We start from the raw sequence: 17,146 nt of genomic DNA on the forward strand, positions 1-17,146 counted from the left end.
AGGTATGATGCGTATGTTGCTTGTCCCTTGGTATATTGATGGGTAAGGCCCTGACTCGAAAGTAATATCGAACAAACAGGGAGAAAAACGTTAAGGCTCCTGACTTGTTCGTTGGCAACATTATCACAACATATAGGACTCATCAAGCAGAAAGCGCACTATATATTGTGTTTTTAGTGCCGGCAAAAAAAACCTCACATTTTCAAGAGGTTCAGGTCAGCAGGTAATTATTTACTATTGCGGAAAAACTTGAAAGCATAAAATGCAACAAAAAAAGTGACTCTAAAAACGAAAAAACTTGTGCCATGAAAGAGAGGCATAGAACTCTGGTTGAGAGCCTTCATTTTTTATTCCCGCCCGTACTTGTAGGCCAACATTATTAGACCAGTAAAAGCTCTGTACTGCTGAAAAGTCATATAACGTCATTTGCCTGTCCATAACCATGTACGACACCTGCCCAGTAAGCCCTACAGTCTGGTTTTCATCCACATTTGTTACTATGCCGGCAAATATGGCTGGTCCAGCGTCCAGAAAATGATCAAATCGGTCGGCAACCAGCACTCTGCCTCCAGCCAAACCGTACAAAAGAGTCTCTTTGCCCAATTCCCGACTAAAACCAAAGCCGACTTCAACGTTGCCTGTCAATTTTCGTCGGCTGTCAGCCTCTTCCAACCTTTGCAATCCTAGCCTGGTTTTCCAGGCAAGGGGGGCTGCTACTGCTGTTGCTGGGGTAACGGAGAGGATATCAAGCACATCAAAGGATTCAAGCTGAACCCTTTCCAGCTCGGGATAATAGCGAAACTGCGGATAGAGCGCCTCTATCTGTACACCCTTTTCAAATCCACCCTGTGGATCAAAGACATCATGAAAAACAGGGCGGATACCCATTTGCAGATAAGGTTGCTGCCCATAGCTTCCAATATCGACATTGAACCGACTGACAGCATGCCCCTGGTCAGGACGTATACCAGGTACCTCTATGATAGAGGACGGCACAGGCACGGTGTTGGAGCTACGCATAGTGCCGATAAGATGCAGGCGACCATCATCGGTTTTCTCCTCTTCCATCACGCCGACTGCCACTGCGTATTGATAATAAAGGTGGGCAAATTCAAGCAACTGAGCTGTATCTACTGGACTCAGTCCGTAAACGCTTAAATCAGCAACGGCAACTCTGCCGAAAGCCACTTCTTTGGCCAAGGCAACGAGTGACGGCCCCATTGCAGAGGCACGCGACTCGAGCCGTGTCTTTAAACTGGGGCGGTAGGTTGCCTTACCGAGCATACCAACGCTTTGCACAATATCCCTTACCGTATCAACCGGAACATTCCAAAAACGGTACGATGAATCTGCTAAATCCAAACTAGGCCGGACAGCCTCCATTAGTGCCAGCAACTGAAAGGAACAGTTTTCGTCAAAAAAATAATAGGAAAAACCTGCATTCCGGAGCTCCCATACATGGAGCAGGAGAAATTGTGTTTCCTGTACACTCAGATTGAGTGGATACTCCCAGATATCCCGACTTTCTATTTGCCCGTATCGATTTGCCTGGATGTAATAAGGTTCTGCGGTAAAAGCACCTGTATAGCCCCCAAATATCCCCTTTATAGCATAACCCAGGCCGTGTTCTTGTTCGGTAACGGCAGCAAAGCCTACACTGGCCGTCAACAAAGGGTGCGCCGGAGAAAACTCACTGGAATCTATACGCAAAAGCGTATGACCGAACATGGAGGCTGGATTATTGAGGTAGGAAACAGGGAAAACAAGAGTAACACCAGCCGGTTTTATCCCGGCCAACCACAAGTTGAGTTGCTCACACTTCGGATCTGGTCTAGGAAAAACAGAGAGGTCTACCGCGAGCTTTGTTTTGAGAAAATGGTAGCGTGCCGGGTATTGACAACGCTTGTCTACACCACCGTTAATTGCATTGCCACCAAACAGCTCGACAAGGGTGGCCTCCCCTTCTGCAATCGGATCGTATTGGCCCGCCGGGCTGAGAAAAAAAGAACCACTGTCTATACGGCTTTCTGCTTTACCAAATTGACTATCGTGCTCATAATGCAACAGTCGCAACCATGCTGGAGATTGCCACAGTTGCATCTGCGCTGCGCGTTGACGGAGCATAGCCAAGGACGACGAATGCACGCTGGATACACTTTCCGCTGCAGAGACGAAAAACAATAAAAACGTCCAAAGAATGAGAGGCAACGTTCTATACACTTTGCCTCTCATTCTTATCAATCACCCTTTTGCCGGAAAAGCAAATTCAAAAAATCCTTATTGATGTGGTATGTTTGCTGCAATCAGTGCACCATTTAGAGTGACAAGCATTTGCTGGGGCGTTGTGGAGGAGGATGGGTAAAGCTGGCTATAGGTATTTTTGGTAACCAGGAAAAAATGCTCCTCTTCATATGCAGGCACATGCAGCAAGCCGCCCAAGGCAGCAAGATGTTCGCCCTCGCCGGCAGCCATCTCGCCTTTGAGCGCTATAAAATTTTCCTGGGTAAAGGCCTCTACGCCGGCACTGCCGCTTCCAGAGGAACCAGGGCTGGTACTCGATGTGGCGTCAAGGGTCGCGTTGGTTGTTTTATCAAACGTTTTGGTAGAGCTTTCTGTGGGAGCGGTTGTAGTTGCGCACCCTGAGAGGAAAGCAAGAACAGCAAGCCCAAATAAAAGAGTAGAAAAAAAATTCAAAGACATATCTCCTGTAAATAATCATCAAAAAATATTCATAGGCCTCGTGGCCTCAGCATGAACGACAAGACAAGATATTCTAAGTCAATCAGCTACGTCAACCCGTATCCTTGATTGCATACAATTCAAATACCCATGCAACTTGCTAATTGAGACAACGTTCATTATAGTAGGCAGATATATTTATCAATATTTTTAAATTTCAGGCCTGTTAAGGCCTTTTCTCATTTTATAAGGAACAATTTCAATGCTGAAAAGACTTGCTTTTTGTGCTTTGCTGACCCTCCCGGCTACTCTTCACGCTGCTGAAACAAATGTCATGAAGAGCTCGGGCAACCTTAACTGGTCGACTCAAAAAAGCTGGAAAATGGATGCTGCCCCGGTTGCATTTGTCCAGTCTCTTGATAATAAAAAAACTTTTGTTCTTGGAGCAGATGCCAAAGTCCACATCTTCGATACCAACGGCAAAGAACTTGGTGCTTTACCGGTATCCGCAGATGTTATAGATATTGACATTGCCCCGCGGGGAGAAATCCTGTACCTGCTCAACAAGGAAGAGAAAAGTTTTACGGCACTGAATATAAGCTTTACTCAAGATATCGATGTCAGCACAGCCCCCATCCTGGGCAATCCTGATGCGCCTGTCACCCTGGTCGAATTTTCCGATTTTGAATGCCCTTACTGCAGCAAAGTAAAACCGATTCTCGACAAGCTGCTCAAGGCCAATCCGAACACGGTAAAAGTTGCATTTAAGCACTTACCTCTTCGTATGCATCCCCAGGCTGAAACAGCAGCCCTGGCATCTATAGCGGCGCAAAAACAAGGCAAATTCTGGGAAATGCACGATGAACTTTTCAAGACCAAAAAAATAAGTGCACAAACCATAGAAGCTTCAGCTCAAAAGATTGGCCTGAACATGGAGCAATTTAACAAAGACAAAGAGGCTACAGCAACCAGGCAGCAGCTAGCAAGAGACCTTTTCGAGGCCCAAAAAGCTGAGATAACAGGTACTCCCACCCTCTTTATAAATGGTGTCCGCGTTAAGAGCCGATCTTTACAAGATCTTCAGGCAATGGTTGACCAGGCACTGGAGAAAAGCAGTGCGAAATAAAGTCAAAAATGGAACAGACATTAACTCAACAGTCACGAAAGATCTTGATTTCATAGACAATACGACAGCACAAATCCTGTTTGGTGAATTCAACAAAAATCTGAACACCATTGAACAGGCAACCGGGGTCAGCATCCACGTTCGCGGGAGTCACGTACAACTTGAAGGGAAAAACCATGCCGTTGAAATAGCCGAATCAACCTTGAAACAGTTATACGCTCTTATCCGGAAAGGCTATCCCGTCTTTACCCAGGATATTGCGTTTGGGGTAAAGATCCTCGAATCTTCGCCCACAACAGCCTTGGAAGAGATTTTTTTAGACAAAGTGTACATCACCTCTCGCAAGCGGGTCATCTCTCCAAAATCTGTAAACCAGAAGCGCTATATAGAAAAAATACGCAACAATGATATTGTCTTCGGCATTGGTCCTGCAGGCACAGGCAAGACCTATCTGGCAGTTGCCATGGCTGTTTCAGCCTTGACCAGTGAACAGGTTGACACCATCATCCTCACCCGACCTGCAGTAGAAGCTGGAGAAAAACTCGGTTTTCTCCCAGGTGACCTGGCTCAGAAAGTGGATCCATACCTTCGCCCTTTGACAGATGCAATAAACGATATGCTTGGCCAAACCAAGGCTCAGGAGCTGATTGAACGAGGCATCATCGAAATTGCCCCCCTGGCTTTTATGCGTGGTCGCACCCTGAACAACGCTTTCATTATCCTGGACGAGGCCCAAAATACAACCAGAGAACAGATGAAAATGTTTCTGACCAGGATAGGATTTGACTCACAAGCCGTTATTACAGGTGACGTCACCCAGATCGACCTGCCCGGCAATCAACACTCAGGCCTTGTTGAGGCTAAACGGATTTTAAACGGTATCCAGGGGATCGGGTTCAGCCACTTCTCAAAATCCGATGTGGTCCGTCATCCATTGGTTCAGGAAATCATCCATGCCTATGAAAAACAATCAACACCCCAACAATAGCGTGCTCACCATAGCTACCGCCCTTTTCCTCTATGAACATTGCTTACTCACCTGCCGTCGACACGCTCAAGCTTAACCATATTCTGCTTGAACACAACACTGCCGGCCTCCTCTCTTTGTTGGAGTTACACGATGTACAGCTCAGCATCGTGTTTATGAGTGATCCGGAAATAGCTGATTATAATATACAATATCGCAACAAATCCGGTCCCACCAATGTCCTTTCTTTCCCTGTAGATTCCTCTGACAACTGCTTTACTGTACCGGAAAATGAACTCGGAGATGTACTTATTTCAGTCGATACGGCTCTACGGGAGGCTACAGAACAAAGGGTGACACTCCATCACCGACTCACAGAGCTTATCATCCATGGGGTGCTGCACCTCATCGGCTATGACCATGAACGATCAGAAAAAGAAGCCATTGAAATGTGGGATAAAGAAAAAATTCTTTTTCAGCAACTTAAAACATTCAGGAGAATTACTATGCCGCATCTTGCCATCAATGTTGACCATGTTGCAACAGTACGACAGGCCCGTGGAATTAACGAACCAGATCCGGTTCTCGCTGCCGGTATATGTGAACTCGCTGGTGCGGAAGGCATTGTTGCCCATTTGCGGGAAGACAGGCGTCACATGCAGGACAGAGACATTCGTCTGCTGCGCCAAACCGTTAAAACCAAACTCAATCTTGAGATGGCAATAGCCAATGAAATAATTGACATCGCCCTCGAAATAAAACCAGACATGGTCACCCTGGTGCCGGAAAAACGGCAGGAGTTGACCACAGAGGGTGGGCTTGACGTTGTCGGCAATCTCAAAAAGGTAAAAAAGACCATCGCAAAAATGAACAAGGCAGGGATACCAGTCTCACTGTTCATTGATCCAGATGCAGAACAGGTAGAAGCATCAGCAGAAATAGGTGCGACCTTTGTGGAATTACATACCGGCCGTTACTGTGATGCGCAAAGCGAAAAAGAGCAGACACAGGAATTTCGCCTGATCGAACACGCTGCAGAACTAGCCTTTGAATCAGGCTTACGGGTTAATGCCGGCCATGGCCTGGATTACAGAAATGCAGGCCCCATAGCGGCCTTACCGACCATCGAAGAGCTCAGCATCGGTCATTCGGTCATCAGCAGAGCGGTCATAGTAGGGTTGGATCAGGCTGTTCGAGAAATGTGCGCAATTGTCAAAGCTCCTTACCTAACCCTGTGATGTCTTCATAAGAGCCTAGAACAATCAGAATATCCTCTGCGTAGATACAGGTCGATGGTTTTGGGTTAAAAAGCATTGTGCCATCTTCCCGTTTGATGGCAACCACAATCACATCATATTTTTTTCTAATTTCAGATTCTATCAGGTTTTTACCAATCAGGGGTGAGCTCGAGCTCACCCTGAGTTCTTCCATGAGCAGGTCCAATTCTCCAGCCCGCATAGTCAAATCTATAAAATCAGTGACCGTGGGCCGCACAACCAGATGGGCCATCCTCCGCGCCCCTATTGCATAAGGCGATATAACCTTTGAAGCTCCTGCCCGCATTAGTTTTGTCTGCACGCCACCAGCACCACTGGACCGGGTTAAAATGTACAACTCCGGATTGAGCCCTCTTGCCGTCAGTGTAATGTACAGATTATCGGCATCAGTGGAAACCACAGAGATCAGTCCCTTTGCTTTTTTTATACCAGCAGTGAGCAGAACATCATCGTCAGCGGCCTCTCCCTCGTAAGCAAGATAATTAAGTTCTTCTATCTCCTGGACAACCTCTGGATCATTATCGATAACGACAAATTGCCGTTTGTTTTCCTGTAAAATCTTACAAATTTCTTTGCCAATCCTGCCAAAACCACACACCAGATAGTGATCTTGAAGACGTGCAACATGCTGCTTCATTTTCCTTCTCCTGAACAAGCCTCGAATTTCGCCCTCAATCATAGTTTCGGTAATCTTGCTGAACGTATACATCACAAAACTGACGCTAGTGATAACAAGAAAAACCGTAAAAACTTTACCGGTAGGATGAATCGGGACAATGTCACCGTAGCCAACGGTGAAAACGGTAATAATGGTCAAATACATACCGCCCCAAAAGCTGGTATTTTCAAACAGCATATAGCCGATGGTACCAACAACAAGGAGCAATAAAAATAAACTACTTATGATAAGAGCTTTACGCATCTGCCAGCCAATGGAAAAAATACTTTTAATCTCTGATAATTAATTTAGCATAGCACACAATCTTCATTTTTTCTTTATGATAAACTCCCGAAACAGCTGCTCCTTTGTCGCATTTGTGGTTTGACAAATTTTGCCCGGCTGTGTATACAATAGCGCACCAAGCCCGGATGGCGGAACTGGTAGACGCAAGGGACTTAAAATCCCTCGGTCGTATGACTGTGCGAGTTCGATTCTCGCTCCGGGCACCAAACACAAAAAGGGTTAAAAAGCTAAAATTAAGCAGCTTTTTAACCCTTTTCTTTTTCACATCACACCTCTCCTCACGCCTCTCTTTAATTTTACTTTGCTTTTTTCTGCTCTTTTTTACTCTATTTTGCGGGATAAAATTGAGAAAAAAACGGCCAGGATTGTCGCAGGAAAAAGAAAGAAAAAAATATCATACTCCGTGACTATTCACCTTAAAGGGGAAAAATCCATTACCAGATCCTTCGACACAAAGGGTGAAGCACGAACATGGGCTGGTGAAGTCGAAACTGAGATAAAAAATAATAGATTTAAAGATCCTCGCCATGCTCAAATAACTTTTAATGATGCACTGGATAAATACCTCAAGACAATTACCCCCTCAAAAAGCTCTGACCACACAAGAGCGAGAAAGAAGAATTGCAAAAATTCTAAAAGAAAATTTTGGCAGGAATACATTGTTACCTGAAATCACCGCGTCTGTTGTTTCAAAATATCGAGATTAGACGTTTAGAAAATGTATCCGCATACGCTGTTCGACTGGAACTAGCGCTCCTTTCTCACTTATTCACCAAGGTCCGTAAAGAATGGGAACTCCCATTAGAAAACCCTGTTAAATCCATTGAGCGTCAGAATGTTCCAAAGGGCAGAATACTTTTTCTGAAAGAAGATGAAACTGTACTGTTACTTAAAGAATGTTTGTGAGCCGTAATAAAATAGTCTTTCCCTACGTTTTGGTTTTATCCCAGACAGCTATATGCCCCAGCGACCCGGCAGGGTTACGGTGGGAGCGGATAGATTTTGATCGTCGTTTGCTCATACTATATGTCGCCAAATATGAAGCCAGGACCGTTCCGTCAACAAAAACGGTCTTAACGGTTTTACAAAAAATAAACTTTGATCATCTGCGCGGTTATTTTATAATTATAGGACGTTATGAAACCGACAGACTCCTGAGAACTTCAGTTTAATAACAGAGCCTTGTGCATGCAGTCTTTTCACCAAAACTGGGGAGTGCAAATTGAAGAACCATCCTTTAAGTAAAGGAATGCACTCCGCTGAGGGTGTCACCAAAAAGAAAAGCACCTAACCAAAAAAGGCTAAGTGCTTAAAATAATGGAGCCGATATCCGGACTTGAACCGGAGACCTACTGATTACGAATCAACAATACTTTCTATTAATATTAAATAGTTAATAGAATTTTTATCCCTAAAATTTACTTCAGCAACAAAGAACTGATGGGATAAAGCGAGGGTCTTTGCCTAATTTTTTCAAGGGACAACTTACAACGCTCACGCCCAACATGCCTAGGTAGGAGAAAAGAGAAAATGGGACTTAACGATACACTTATAGGCTTAATTGGTCTTTGGTCGACTTTTATTGCATATGTTACAATATTGCTATTGTCAAAAAGAGAGAAAAAAAGAAATAATTAATAAACTTGAGAATAAATATTTTTACCCTGTGCAAAATGACAAGTTTCTAAAGTTATTATATCAATAGCGGCACAATTTCTTAAACCGCATGTGATTACATATACTTCCCTCTCTTTTCCATCCAAAGTGATATTGCTTACATACTTTCTTTCGATTTTCCCTTTTTTTACATCACTCAACGTATCAATCGCTGCATTGTACCCAACCCCTTGAAACAATGCTATTACAGTGATATAAGAAATCACCACACCAACAGCTAGAGCTGAGGGATACTTTTTTATCCTAAAAGCATTACTTAGTATTAACGATAATATTTTTTTTATTCTTACAACTTTTCTTTTATTTGAAAAAGATAGAGAAATATAATACTGAAACAAAAAAGCGATTATAATAATGCAACCTATGATAGGTACATATGCATCAAAAAAAATATCAATTAGTACTCGGAATTTTTCAACAATTTTATTCGATAGGGTCACAAAACCTGAATAAACAGCAAAATGAAAACTTTTTTCCAAAAGTTCACTATTTAGATTAAACCCTTTACACACTCCAACAAAGTACGATGTAGAGGCGCAATATAACGCAGTAGATATCAATGCAAGCGCAAGGGCGCTATCTTTCAACCAATTCATTATTATTTCGAAAAAATCCCCTTCTAATCAGTGACGATATCATTACAAATAAAAGAACGACGGCTGCGGGAGTTGACCCCTTGCCCCCTTCCAGTATTTCAACGCTTGCGAGGAAGGTGGCAAACATGCGGCAAACGACCTATTAGAGGTAGCGGTATTTGCTTCTGGCATTCTAGCTTTACATTTATCGTGTTTTGCCCCCGATAGAGCTACCGAGAAGAGTCAAGCAAAGACCTGACCCCCTGTTCTTTTTATCCGGTGCACAATTTTGTTGTGGGAAAGCTGTAATCGTGGTCTGTCCCCTAAATATTACGTCCCCTACGTCCCCTATTATTATTCGATGTGGCTATCGATATAACTAACGCAGCATTCAGTATACTTTTCATTTTATTTCTGTATCATTAAAGAGATATTTTTTCATATTTTCCTTTGTTGTTTCCCCAGCATTCCCTGTGCTTATTTTCTGTGTCATTACCCTTTCTTTTTGTTTATAGCTGCGGTCTTTTCTTCTCTCTTCACTTTGCTTTCTTCTTTCCCTGTCTCTCGCGTACGATTGCTTTTCGATATAATATCGTATTGCCTTCATGTCTTTCATAATTCTATATACGAAAAAAGGCATAAGCATTGTCATTATCCCCGCTATTATTGCGAAACCAAAAAACATAGCGGACAGCATTGTACTGCCAAACATTAATCCTCCATTCATCACAATAATTACTCCTACTCTTAAGACGGGAGTCGAATCATTCCCCCCTGCAGTTAATTTTATTATGCCATTGGTAGCGAAGGTTTTGTGAGATATCCTTTGCGGGAAATACGTAAAAGTACAATGAACTGAATTAAAATCGTCTCCAGGCTATTCACCAAACATTCACTGCTTTTCCTGGTCTGTACCGAATGGCGCTAACATTGATTTTACCTCATCCAATGACAACCATGGTCTAGACTTGTGGATCATCCGGTGGCAATTAGCGCAAACAATAGCAAGATCGGATAATTTTGTAGTTTCTCTTATCTTGATTTCTGATACGGGTTTCTTGTGATGGCACTCTATAAATCCCTTGCCATGCTCTCCATATATCAGTTCAAAATTAAAACCACATACTTCGCATTCCAATTTCCCGAGCTTGTTTAGAACCTGCTGTTTTTTCTTTTTGATCAGCTGCTTGTTACGTTCTCGCTTCTGGTGCATCCGCGAGAGAATACGTCCTTCTTCAGCCTCGACATCGTCATCTTCAAGCTCATCTGCACTGGGTATTTGGCTGCAATTAGCTTTTATGGCTTCTGCTATAGTGTACAGCCGTTCCCTATCATCTGAAAAACAATCCCATACTTCACGGTCAAGACGGCTACTACTGCTCAACCCTTTATCGTAATCAGGGTCAAAAGTACGAAAGTTTGCCAACTTCATTCCGACGCCATTCGGATTCCGGTATTTTTCGTTAAGCTTCCTGCCTTTGTGTAGAGGAAGGGTGTTCAGAATATTGCTCAATTCTACGACAGCAGGATGAGAAGCATTTCCATGCGTAGCCGGTTCTCTAAAATATAGATCAAGAGCTAGAATCAACTCATCACGAACCCATTTAGGATTTCTCTGCCTCTTCTCTGTGTTTTCCTCTTCTTGACCTATGAATTCAATGAGGTATGAAGAAATGTCTCCAGGCGAATTTTCAAACTTAATTCCTGGCGAGCTATTACTTTCCCCCCCTTCTAAATATTCAGAATAAACACCTGAAAAAGAAGCATGAATCAAATCAGTGAAATCATGCTTCCAAAAGAGCCGTACACGATTGTTTGTAAACGTAAAATCTGCAGAGTATGTTCCGGAAGAATGAACAAGTGACACTGTCCGCCTAGCGCCTTCCACCATATGCGTTATATTGAAGAAATCATACAGCTCTTGAGGTATAGCTGTACCATGGTGCAAGAATACAGATTTATCCGTTTTTTTTATTGCTTCTTTATCTGAATGCAACTCCCATGAGTGGAATCTTTTAATTTGAGCAGTATCTGTATTCATTGTCAGTCTACATGGCACTATTGATATGAGGAGGTCTCATTACTTCCACAAAGACATATGTTTATTGAATCATTATTTCTCATTTTAATACAACCAGCTAAAATGACTGAATTTTATACTTGAGCAGCAATCGAGGAAGGATATCATCTAAATTTTGAACTTCCTTGTCTGTTAACTCAATGAGATTGAATCTATATTTTTTGTATATTTCTTGTTTAATAGCCTTTCTTTCCGAATATCGTCTGTCATTTTCGATTCCCCAATATTCAATATACACCTTGCCGGTGGGCAGGTAAAAATCTGAATATACATCTTCTTCTATAGGCAATTTTCGTTCATAGGCGTGTACAATTTCTGCCATATAGAGCCAGTTATCTATCAACATTTCAGCTTTCGATCTTACATAATGGCCATCTGCTGACCTTAGCTTGGCTACGAATTTTTCCCTAAACCCCTGGCTTTCCTGCTCAACATCTTCCTCTTTCGGCTCTATTGATTCAACAGCACCCTTCATCTGGTTAATTGAATTAAGCAATACCTTCGATTCAATTATTGAAGATGGCCATCTTACATAGGGCACACCGGACTTTTTATTTTCATCTTGTTCCCCTCCCTGCTGAACTCCCTGAGGGGTTGTCAACCATCCTTTGATACCTTTGTAAATCCACCCAATTTCAGACAGGATAAAATTTATTTTGTTGGCAGATAAGCCGAATTCTTTACCTATCACAGTGGATGTAATTAAATTTCCATTACTCACATCAATATTTATACCTTCTGGCCAAGTGATGTACTTTCCGTATTTCTTATGTTCTACAAACCTTCCACCACGCTTTACCCCTTCATTGGTAAGCGACCAATAATCGCCTTTTCTCTCAATCAACCCTTTGGTTTGCAGCCTTAAAAACATATCCTTACCTGGAACCTTATGTTTTTTGGCTAATGCTGAGGTGGAAATTTGTTTTTCTTCTTGTTCAGTCATGCTTCGCCCTATTGATTAACTCTCTTTTAAAACTCCACAAATTTTTATTTTCATAACATTTTAGATTATACGGCCAAGGTAGAAAAAAAATAGGCGAAATTACTTTTTCTTTTAAAAAAAGTGAGTATACGTACTTGTTTTAACTCAGAAAAAGAACTTTGTGGTACTTCAGAGATTGCAACCGACAGGATTAAACCAGCGTATTATAGGGAAATTCAGCAACTCAGGCGATTGCGGCTAGAGAGGAAGGATAAGGCTACTAAAAGGAATATAGTAATCAGAACTAACAGAAGGCTGCAGGAGTTGAACCCTTGCCCCCATCCAGTATATCAACGTTTGAGGGGAAGGTGGCAAACATGTGGCAAACGACCTTTTAGGTGTATTAGTCAAGACTTGATCTGACAAATAACCAATTTTGACGAGGTTTTTGTCAGGTCAAATTCAGTTCAATTTTTTCTCCTTCCACACTTTTCTTCCATCTTCCAGAGTTTCCATAGGCGTTCTTCCACAACACATTTTTCCCTGATGGGTTCTTTCATAATTGTAGAAGAGAAGCCAGTCATCCAGATCATGCTGTAGTTCTTCAATATTTATATATATTTTTTTTCGAAATGTGACCTGATAGAACTCTTGAAGAATGGTTCTGTGGAACCGTTCACAGATCCCGTTTGTTTGTGGAGACCTGGCTTTGGTTTTCGTATGTTCAATGTTGTTTAACGCCAAATATAACTGAAAATCATGGGTTTCAGCCTTTCCGCAATACTCTGTGCCTCGATCAGTTAAAATTCTGAGCATTGGCAGTCGTTCCTCTTCAAAGAGTGGGAGTACCCTGTCATTGAGCAGATCTGCCGCTGTGATTGGCGTTTTCATTGTATACAGCTTTGCACATGCAACCTTGGAATACGTGTCAACAAATGTCTGCTGATAAATCCTGCCTACACCTTTTAATGTTCCCACGTAGAAGGTGTCCTGGGAGCCAAGATAGCCAGGATGATCTGTTTCAATTTCTCCAGAGACCAGATCATCGTCTTTCTTTTTCTCAAGGGCCTGAACCTGTGCCTCAGTTAGAATCAGGTTCTCTTTAGCCATTTTTTCTTCAAGAGCCCTGAGCCGGTCTTTAAACTTGGCTAACTGATGTCGGAGCCAGACACACCTAACACCGCTTGGCGAGATGAAAATGCCCCTTTTTGGAATTCATTGCTTGCTCTTACCTGGCCATGAGCTGGTTGCTCTGTTGCATATGCGGCCACTGCTTCTTCAGTGAGCTCATCAACTCTGTTTTTGACATTGGGTTTACGTCTGCTTTTATCGATGAGAGCATCAACTCCTCCTTCATCGACAGCGGCTTTGTATCGGTAAAAGGTATCTCGTGAGAGGCCCATGATCTTGCAGGCTTTTGAAACATTGGTAAGTTCTTCTGCGAGATTGAGCAATCCGATCTTGTGTTTTACGATACGTTCGTTACTTTGAAGCATGAGGGTTATCTCCTATTGTTTTGATGTTCTTGGTTCGCACCTTCATCAAAACTGGTAACCCTCATTTTTTCAACTGAGGTGTCAGATAAAATCGTAACTAATATATTTTAGGAGTAACGGTATTTGCACCTGGCACTCTAACTTTACATCTATCGTGGTCTGCCCCCGTTAGATTCTCTTTTATATCCTATTTTATTTCTAATGGTAAAGTCATCAAGACCTCGGTCCCACCTCTGGGGCGTTTATTGATTGCCAATTTACCATTATGCGCCTCGACAATTTGTTTTGCCAAAGACAACCCCAAGCCTATTCCCAAAGGCTTGGTGGAATAAAATGGGCTTAATATTTTTTTCGGGTCTGAAACTTTAATACCGATACCGTTGTCCCAAAAGAAAATAAGCAAATTCTTAGAATCGACTACGACCTCAGTTGTTATCTTCCCTCCATTATTCATTGCTTCGAGCGAATTTCGTAGTAGATGTGAGACAGCATGCTGCATAAGCATAGTATCCCAATCGCAGACTATATCACTGGCAGGCAAGATGAGCTCATGCACCACTCCCAACTCTTGCATGCTCAACCTATGAAGTTGGACAGCATTATGGAAAAAAATTTTCAAAGAAATTTTCTCCTTTCGTAACTTATCATTTTCAACAAAAAGAAAAAGATCCTCTAGCGCGTTCTCAATTTTTTCGGCCTCAGCCACCATTATATTCAAAAACATCGACCACTCAGGATCAATAGTTTTACGGGAAAGTAAACGGGCTGTACCTCCTATGGCTGTCATTGGATTACGGAGGGCACTAGCCACCTGAGTAGCCACACGTGTTTTCTCTAGCCTACGCTCTTCTTCCTTTTTTAATTCATGGTCTCTGAGATATTTACTTTCATGAATAAATAATTGCTCTTCATCCCCAAAATAATCTTCATGACTAGATAACCACTTTAACGCTTCTTCCAAAGATAACCCATGCAATAACGCACTATCAGCATTGGAATTTATCCGCCATTGGTTAAAAAACACCTGGAATTTTTCCTGCCAAACCAGAAACTCTCTTTCCTCATCAATCCATCTTCGCAGGGTAACCCAGCTACGGATCAAGGCTTCATGAACAATCTCTACAGTATCTTCCTGGTTTTCTAAGTCATATCCAGTTACGATTAAACGTTTGTCGGCAAGTTGGTTTACCAGCTCACGGTATTCAAGTTTTACCAGCTTAAGGGCCACAATTTGTCGCGTATCCTCAGTGCCTCTTCCAGGGCGAACAAGTTTTACAAAAATATGCTTAATTTTTATCCTATCATCTTCATTAAATTCTTCGTAAACACCTTCTGCATAATCGGCTAGAGCCCTTCTGACTCCAGCAATTTCCTCATATGCGTTGTGTGTGAGCTCTCGGTTTTTTTGTCTTTCCCACAATCTGGTCAAACAAAACTGGACAAGTGGCAGGCTTCCATGTTCAAACCCTACATCTTGCACGATACGTTCACTTAGTCCCTTTTCAAATGAAACACCAAGCAATGCGGCTGGACAGGTAATTGATTCAATCAAACCTACTTTGCTGATTGGTGGAAGTATAAATGGAGGATATTGGTTCAAAGTTTTACCAAAGATTTCGTAGCCAATTGCTTTCTCTAAAAAATCAGCACGCATGGTTACGACCACGCTGACCATCCCCTCTTCCTCCTCTCGTATTGCTTCGAACAAAACATCTAAAAATAGCCTGGCATTCTGCTTATCGTTCAATGTGTGTATTTCTTCAAATTGATCAACGATCAAAAGAAACGGGCGTTGAGATTTCATTTCTCTAATACTGCTAATTACACCTGATAGTTGAATCGATTTATCAATAAGTTTACCCTTTAACTCTTTCAACTTTTCCAAACGAGTAATGGCGTCTTCATACAAAAAAGGAATCAAACATGCTGCCAACTCATGAAACGGTTCTTTTTTGGGACGGCAGTCCGCAACTATCCATTGATTTGTCTTGTTAATGGCCGGTATCAATCCTGCAAAAACTAAAGATGACTTACCGCTTCCACTTGCGCCAATAACCGCTGTAAAAGAGTTCCTGTTAGCACTATCTTCAAGTTGTTTGATTAAACCGCCTCTACCAAAATAAAAAGGAGCATCTTCTTCTCGAAAAGCATTTAACCCTCTATATGGATTGATCGGACGACTAAGGTTTTGTAGCTCGGGGAGCGCTTTGACCAAGGTGGCTGCGGGAATCACGTATGATACGAGATCAGATTCGCTTCTATTCAACCTGCTGACGGCCATGCCATAGACAGCATTCTCGGATATAAGCCAGGCAGCGGTACCACTAAACCCTTGGTCAATAATATTTTTTCCTGTAGGATGGATTTCTACCCATCCTTTCCCTGTAAGCCCCTGTAAGGTGCCGTTAAAATATGTTCCATGATCGACACCTAACGGAAAACCGCACATCTTTACCAAGTGACTACTAAACGATTCTTCTGATGCTATTACGATAGGAGCTGGTCGAATTTCAGCGGGAAGAACGATACCAGCACATAGCTCCAATACTGCAATATCCTCCAATTCCCCTACGGCAGATTTCTCTTGAACTGAATACCAACGCAGGACTTTTGTTCGAAACAATGGTTGGTTTTCCAGTAAGGGGAAGTCAACTATAACTGCTGAATCTGGACATATTTCTGTATACCTATCCAAACCTAATGCATCGCAGATTACATGTGCACACGTAATTATATGATGATATGTTGCTAAAAAACCTGCTCCAAGTGGTTGACGCGGAGCTTTTTCGTCCGACAATATACGTACAAGAGAAGATTCAAGGGGCGCAGGACACATACAGTCTCTGATTATCGTAGTGAAAGTGTTATTCTGAGGTATTTGTCCATTTTAGGGACACTTTGAAGGTAGCTTCACCATCAGCCGAAGCGAACACAACCCCAGTTTTTGCTGAAAATTTAAGTCCGAACTCCATTCCGATTTCATCAGGGGTATTCATATCCCTAAGAGATTTAAACATATATTCAGCTGCCGGTTTAATCCTGCCTATCGCATCAACAAATGAGGTCTCTGCCTTTATCAGTTCAACCGAATTACCTCTACGACTAATGCGTTGTATCTCTTCTTCAGCCACCTCAGCCTCAACAATAAAAGGCCCCTCTTCTAATTCAAATTCTATATATTTTTTCATAAATTTTTCTCATCTTTTAACCAATAATGAATCTTGTCAATCAATATGCCATCGCCTTAAATCTTTTTGCCATTTCTTTACCTCATGTTTACCAGGTGCATTATCTTGCTGGGGAAAAGCTGTAATAGTGGCCTGTCCTCTGTTACTAAGAATTATCAGGGGAGGAAGAACCTAAATCAATTTGGCATGCCTACT

Annotated in this window: 12 protein-coding genes, 2 tRNA genes and 1 pseudogene; 4 read left to right on the top strand and 11 right to left on the bottom strand. The window is 42.3% G+C overall.

Translation table 11 applies throughout. The features are described from left to right. Nucleotides 1-282: 282 nt before the first annotated feature. On the bottom strand, nt 283-2,220 hold the full coding sequence (locus ACHZCY_RS05215) for an Lnb N-terminal periplasmic domain-containing protein (protein ID WP_319548076.1): 1,938 nt from the start codon (nt 2,218-2,220) through the stop codon (nt 283-285). A gap of 57 nt (nt 2,221-2,277) precedes the next feature. Continuing rightward, a complete protein-coding gene (locus ACHZCY_RS05220; protein ID WP_205222269.1) occupies nt 2,278-2,700 on the bottom strand; it encodes a DUF3015 family protein in 423 nt (140 codons plus the stop codon). A 241-nt stretch (nt 2,701-2,941) separates the two neighbouring features. On the opposite strand from ACHZCY_RS05220, the gene ACHZCY_RS05225 reads away from it, so the two are divergent. The 3 genes from ACHZCY_RS05225 to ACHZCY_RS05235 are packed head-to-tail and all read left to right on the top strand — an operon-like array spanning nt 2,942 to nt 6,010. Continuing rightward, the gene (locus tag ACHZCY_RS05225; RefSeq protein WP_205222268.1) at nt 2,942-3,805 is read left to right on the top strand and encodes a thioredoxin domain-containing protein; all 864 of its coding nucleotides are present in this window, start codon (nt 2,942-2,944) and stop codon (nt 3,803-3,805) included. Continuing rightward, nucleotides 3,795-4,793, top strand: coding sequence for a PhoH family protein (locus ACHZCY_RS05230; protein WP_324292230.1), 999 nt, complete (start codon nt 3,795-3,797; stop codon nt 4,791-4,793). Before ACHZCY_RS05225 ends, ACHZCY_RS05230 begins: the two co-directional genes overlap by 11 nt. Nucleotides 4,794-4,825: 32 nt before the next feature. Next, nucleotides 4,826-6,010 carry a pyridoxine 5'-phosphate synthase gene (locus tag ACHZCY_RS05235; RefSeq protein WP_319548077.1) on the top strand — a complete coding sequence of 395 codons (1,185 nt, stop codon included), beginning with the start codon at nt 4,826-4,828 and terminating at the stop codon, nt 6,008-6,010. Here ACHZCY_RS05235 and ACHZCY_RS05240 read toward each other — a convergent pair. After that, entirely contained in the window at nt 5,985-6,971 is a 987-nt protein-coding gene (locus ACHZCY_RS05240) for a potassium channel family protein (protein ID WP_205222265.1), read from the bottom strand. The genes ACHZCY_RS05235 and ACHZCY_RS05240 overlap by 26 nt on opposite strands. Before the next feature lie 161 nt (nt 6,972-7,132). Between ACHZCY_RS05240 and ACHZCY_RS05245 the strand changes: the two genes are divergently transcribed. Next, a tRNA-Leu gene (locus tag ACHZCY_RS05245) sits at nt 7,133-7,219 on the top strand. Nucleotides 7,220-8,331: 1,112 nt separating this feature from the next. Here ACHZCY_RS05245 and ACHZCY_RS05250 read toward each other — a convergent pair. The 8 genes and pseudogenes from ACHZCY_RS05250 to ACHZCY_RS05285 all read right to left on the bottom strand — a co-directional run bounded on the left by ACHZCY_RS05250 (nt 8,332) and on the right by ACHZCY_RS05285 (nt 16,951). Next, nucleotides 8,332-8,441, bottom strand: a tRNA-Leu gene (locus ACHZCY_RS05250). Nucleotides 8,442-8,647: 206 nt separating this feature from the next. Beyond that, complete coding sequence (locus ACHZCY_RS05255) at nt 8,648-9,286, bottom strand: hypothetical protein (RefSeq protein WP_319548078.1); 639 nt, start codon at nt 9,284-9,286, stop codon at nt 8,648-8,650. Between the two features lie 382 nt (nt 9,287-9,668). Then, on the bottom strand, nt 9,669-9,992 hold the full coding sequence (locus ACHZCY_RS05260; RefSeq protein ID WP_319548079.1) for a hypothetical protein: 324 nt from the start codon (nt 9,990-9,992) through the stop codon (nt 9,669-9,671). 165 nt (nt 9,993-10,157) lie between these two features. Beyond that, nucleotides 10,158-11,306, bottom strand: a complete 1,149-nt coding sequence (locus tag ACHZCY_RS05265) for an HNH endonuclease (protein ID WP_319548080.1) — start codon at nt 11,304-11,306, stop codon at nt 10,158-10,160. Nucleotides 11,307-11,403: 97 nt separating this feature from the next. Next, on the bottom strand, nt 11,404-12,288 hold the full coding sequence (locus ACHZCY_RS05270) for a hypothetical protein (protein ID WP_319548081.1): 885 nt from the start codon (nt 12,286-12,288) through the stop codon (nt 11,404-11,406). A gap of 441 nt (nt 12,289-12,729) precedes the next feature. Further along, nucleotides 12,730-13,763 (bottom strand): annotated as a pseudogene (locus ACHZCY_RS05275) (IS481 family transposase). 187 nt (nt 13,764-13,950) lie between these two features. Next, nucleotides 13,951-16,599: an nSTAND1 domain-containing NTPase gene (locus ACHZCY_RS05280; protein ID WP_319548082.1), complete on the bottom strand. Its 2,649-nt coding sequence runs from the start codon at nt 16,597-16,599 to the stop codon at nt 13,951-13,953. A gap of 28 nt (nt 16,600-16,627) precedes the next feature. Then, nucleotides 16,628-16,951: a CU044_2847 family protein gene (locus ACHZCY_RS05285; protein ID WP_319548083.1), complete on the bottom strand. Its 324-nt coding sequence runs from the start codon at nt 16,949-16,951 to the stop codon at nt 16,628-16,630. Nucleotides 16,952-17,146: the final 195 nt, after the last annotated feature.

This window comes from Desulfogranum marinum (assembly GCF_963675105.2).
GTDB classification, from domain to species: Bacteria; Desulfobacterota; Desulfobulbia; order Desulfobulbales; family Desulfobulbaceae; genus Desulfogranum; species Desulfogranum marinum.

Bases quoted from the DNA above. Each gene is read 5' to 3' on its own strand.
- ACHZCY_RS05220 (WP_205222269.1), bottom strand. From the start codon at position 2,700: ATGTCTTTGAATTTTTTTTCTACTCTTTTATTTGGGCTTGCTGTTCTT.
- ACHZCY_RS05225 (WP_205222268.1), top strand. From the start codon at position 2,942: ATGCTGAAAAGACTTGCTTTTTGTGCTTTGCTGACCCTCCCGGCTACT.
- ACHZCY_RS05235 (WP_319548077.1), top strand. From the start codon at position 4,826: ATGAACATTGCTTACTCACCTGCCGTCGACACGCTCAAGCTTAACCAT.
- ACHZCY_RS05240 (WP_205222265.1), bottom strand. From the start codon at position 6,971: ATGCGTAAAGCTCTTATCATAAGTAGTTTATTTTTATTGCTCCTTGTT.
- ACHZCY_RS05255 (WP_319548078.1), bottom strand. From the start codon at position 9,286: ATGAATTGGTTGAAAGATAGCGCCCTTGCGCTTGCATTGATATCTACT.
- ACHZCY_RS05260 (WP_319548079.1), bottom strand. From the start codon at position 9,992: ATGAATGGAGGATTAATGTTTGGCAGTACAATGCTGTCCGCTATGTTT.
- ACHZCY_RS05265 (WP_319548080.1), bottom strand. From the start codon at position 11,306: ATGAATACAGATACTGCTCAAATTAAAAGATTCCACTCATGGGAGTTG.
- ACHZCY_RS05270 (WP_319548081.1), bottom strand. From the start codon at position 12,288: ATGACTGAACAAGAAGAAAAACAAATTTCCACCTCAGCATTAGCCAAA.
- ACHZCY_RS05280 (WP_319548082.1), bottom strand. From the start codon at position 16,599: ATGTGTCCTGCGCCCCTTGAATCTTCTCTTGTACGTATATTGTCGGAC.
- ACHZCY_RS05285 (WP_319548083.1), bottom strand. From the start codon at position 16,951: ATGAAAAAATATATAGAATTTGAATTAGAAGAGGGGCCTTTTATTGTT.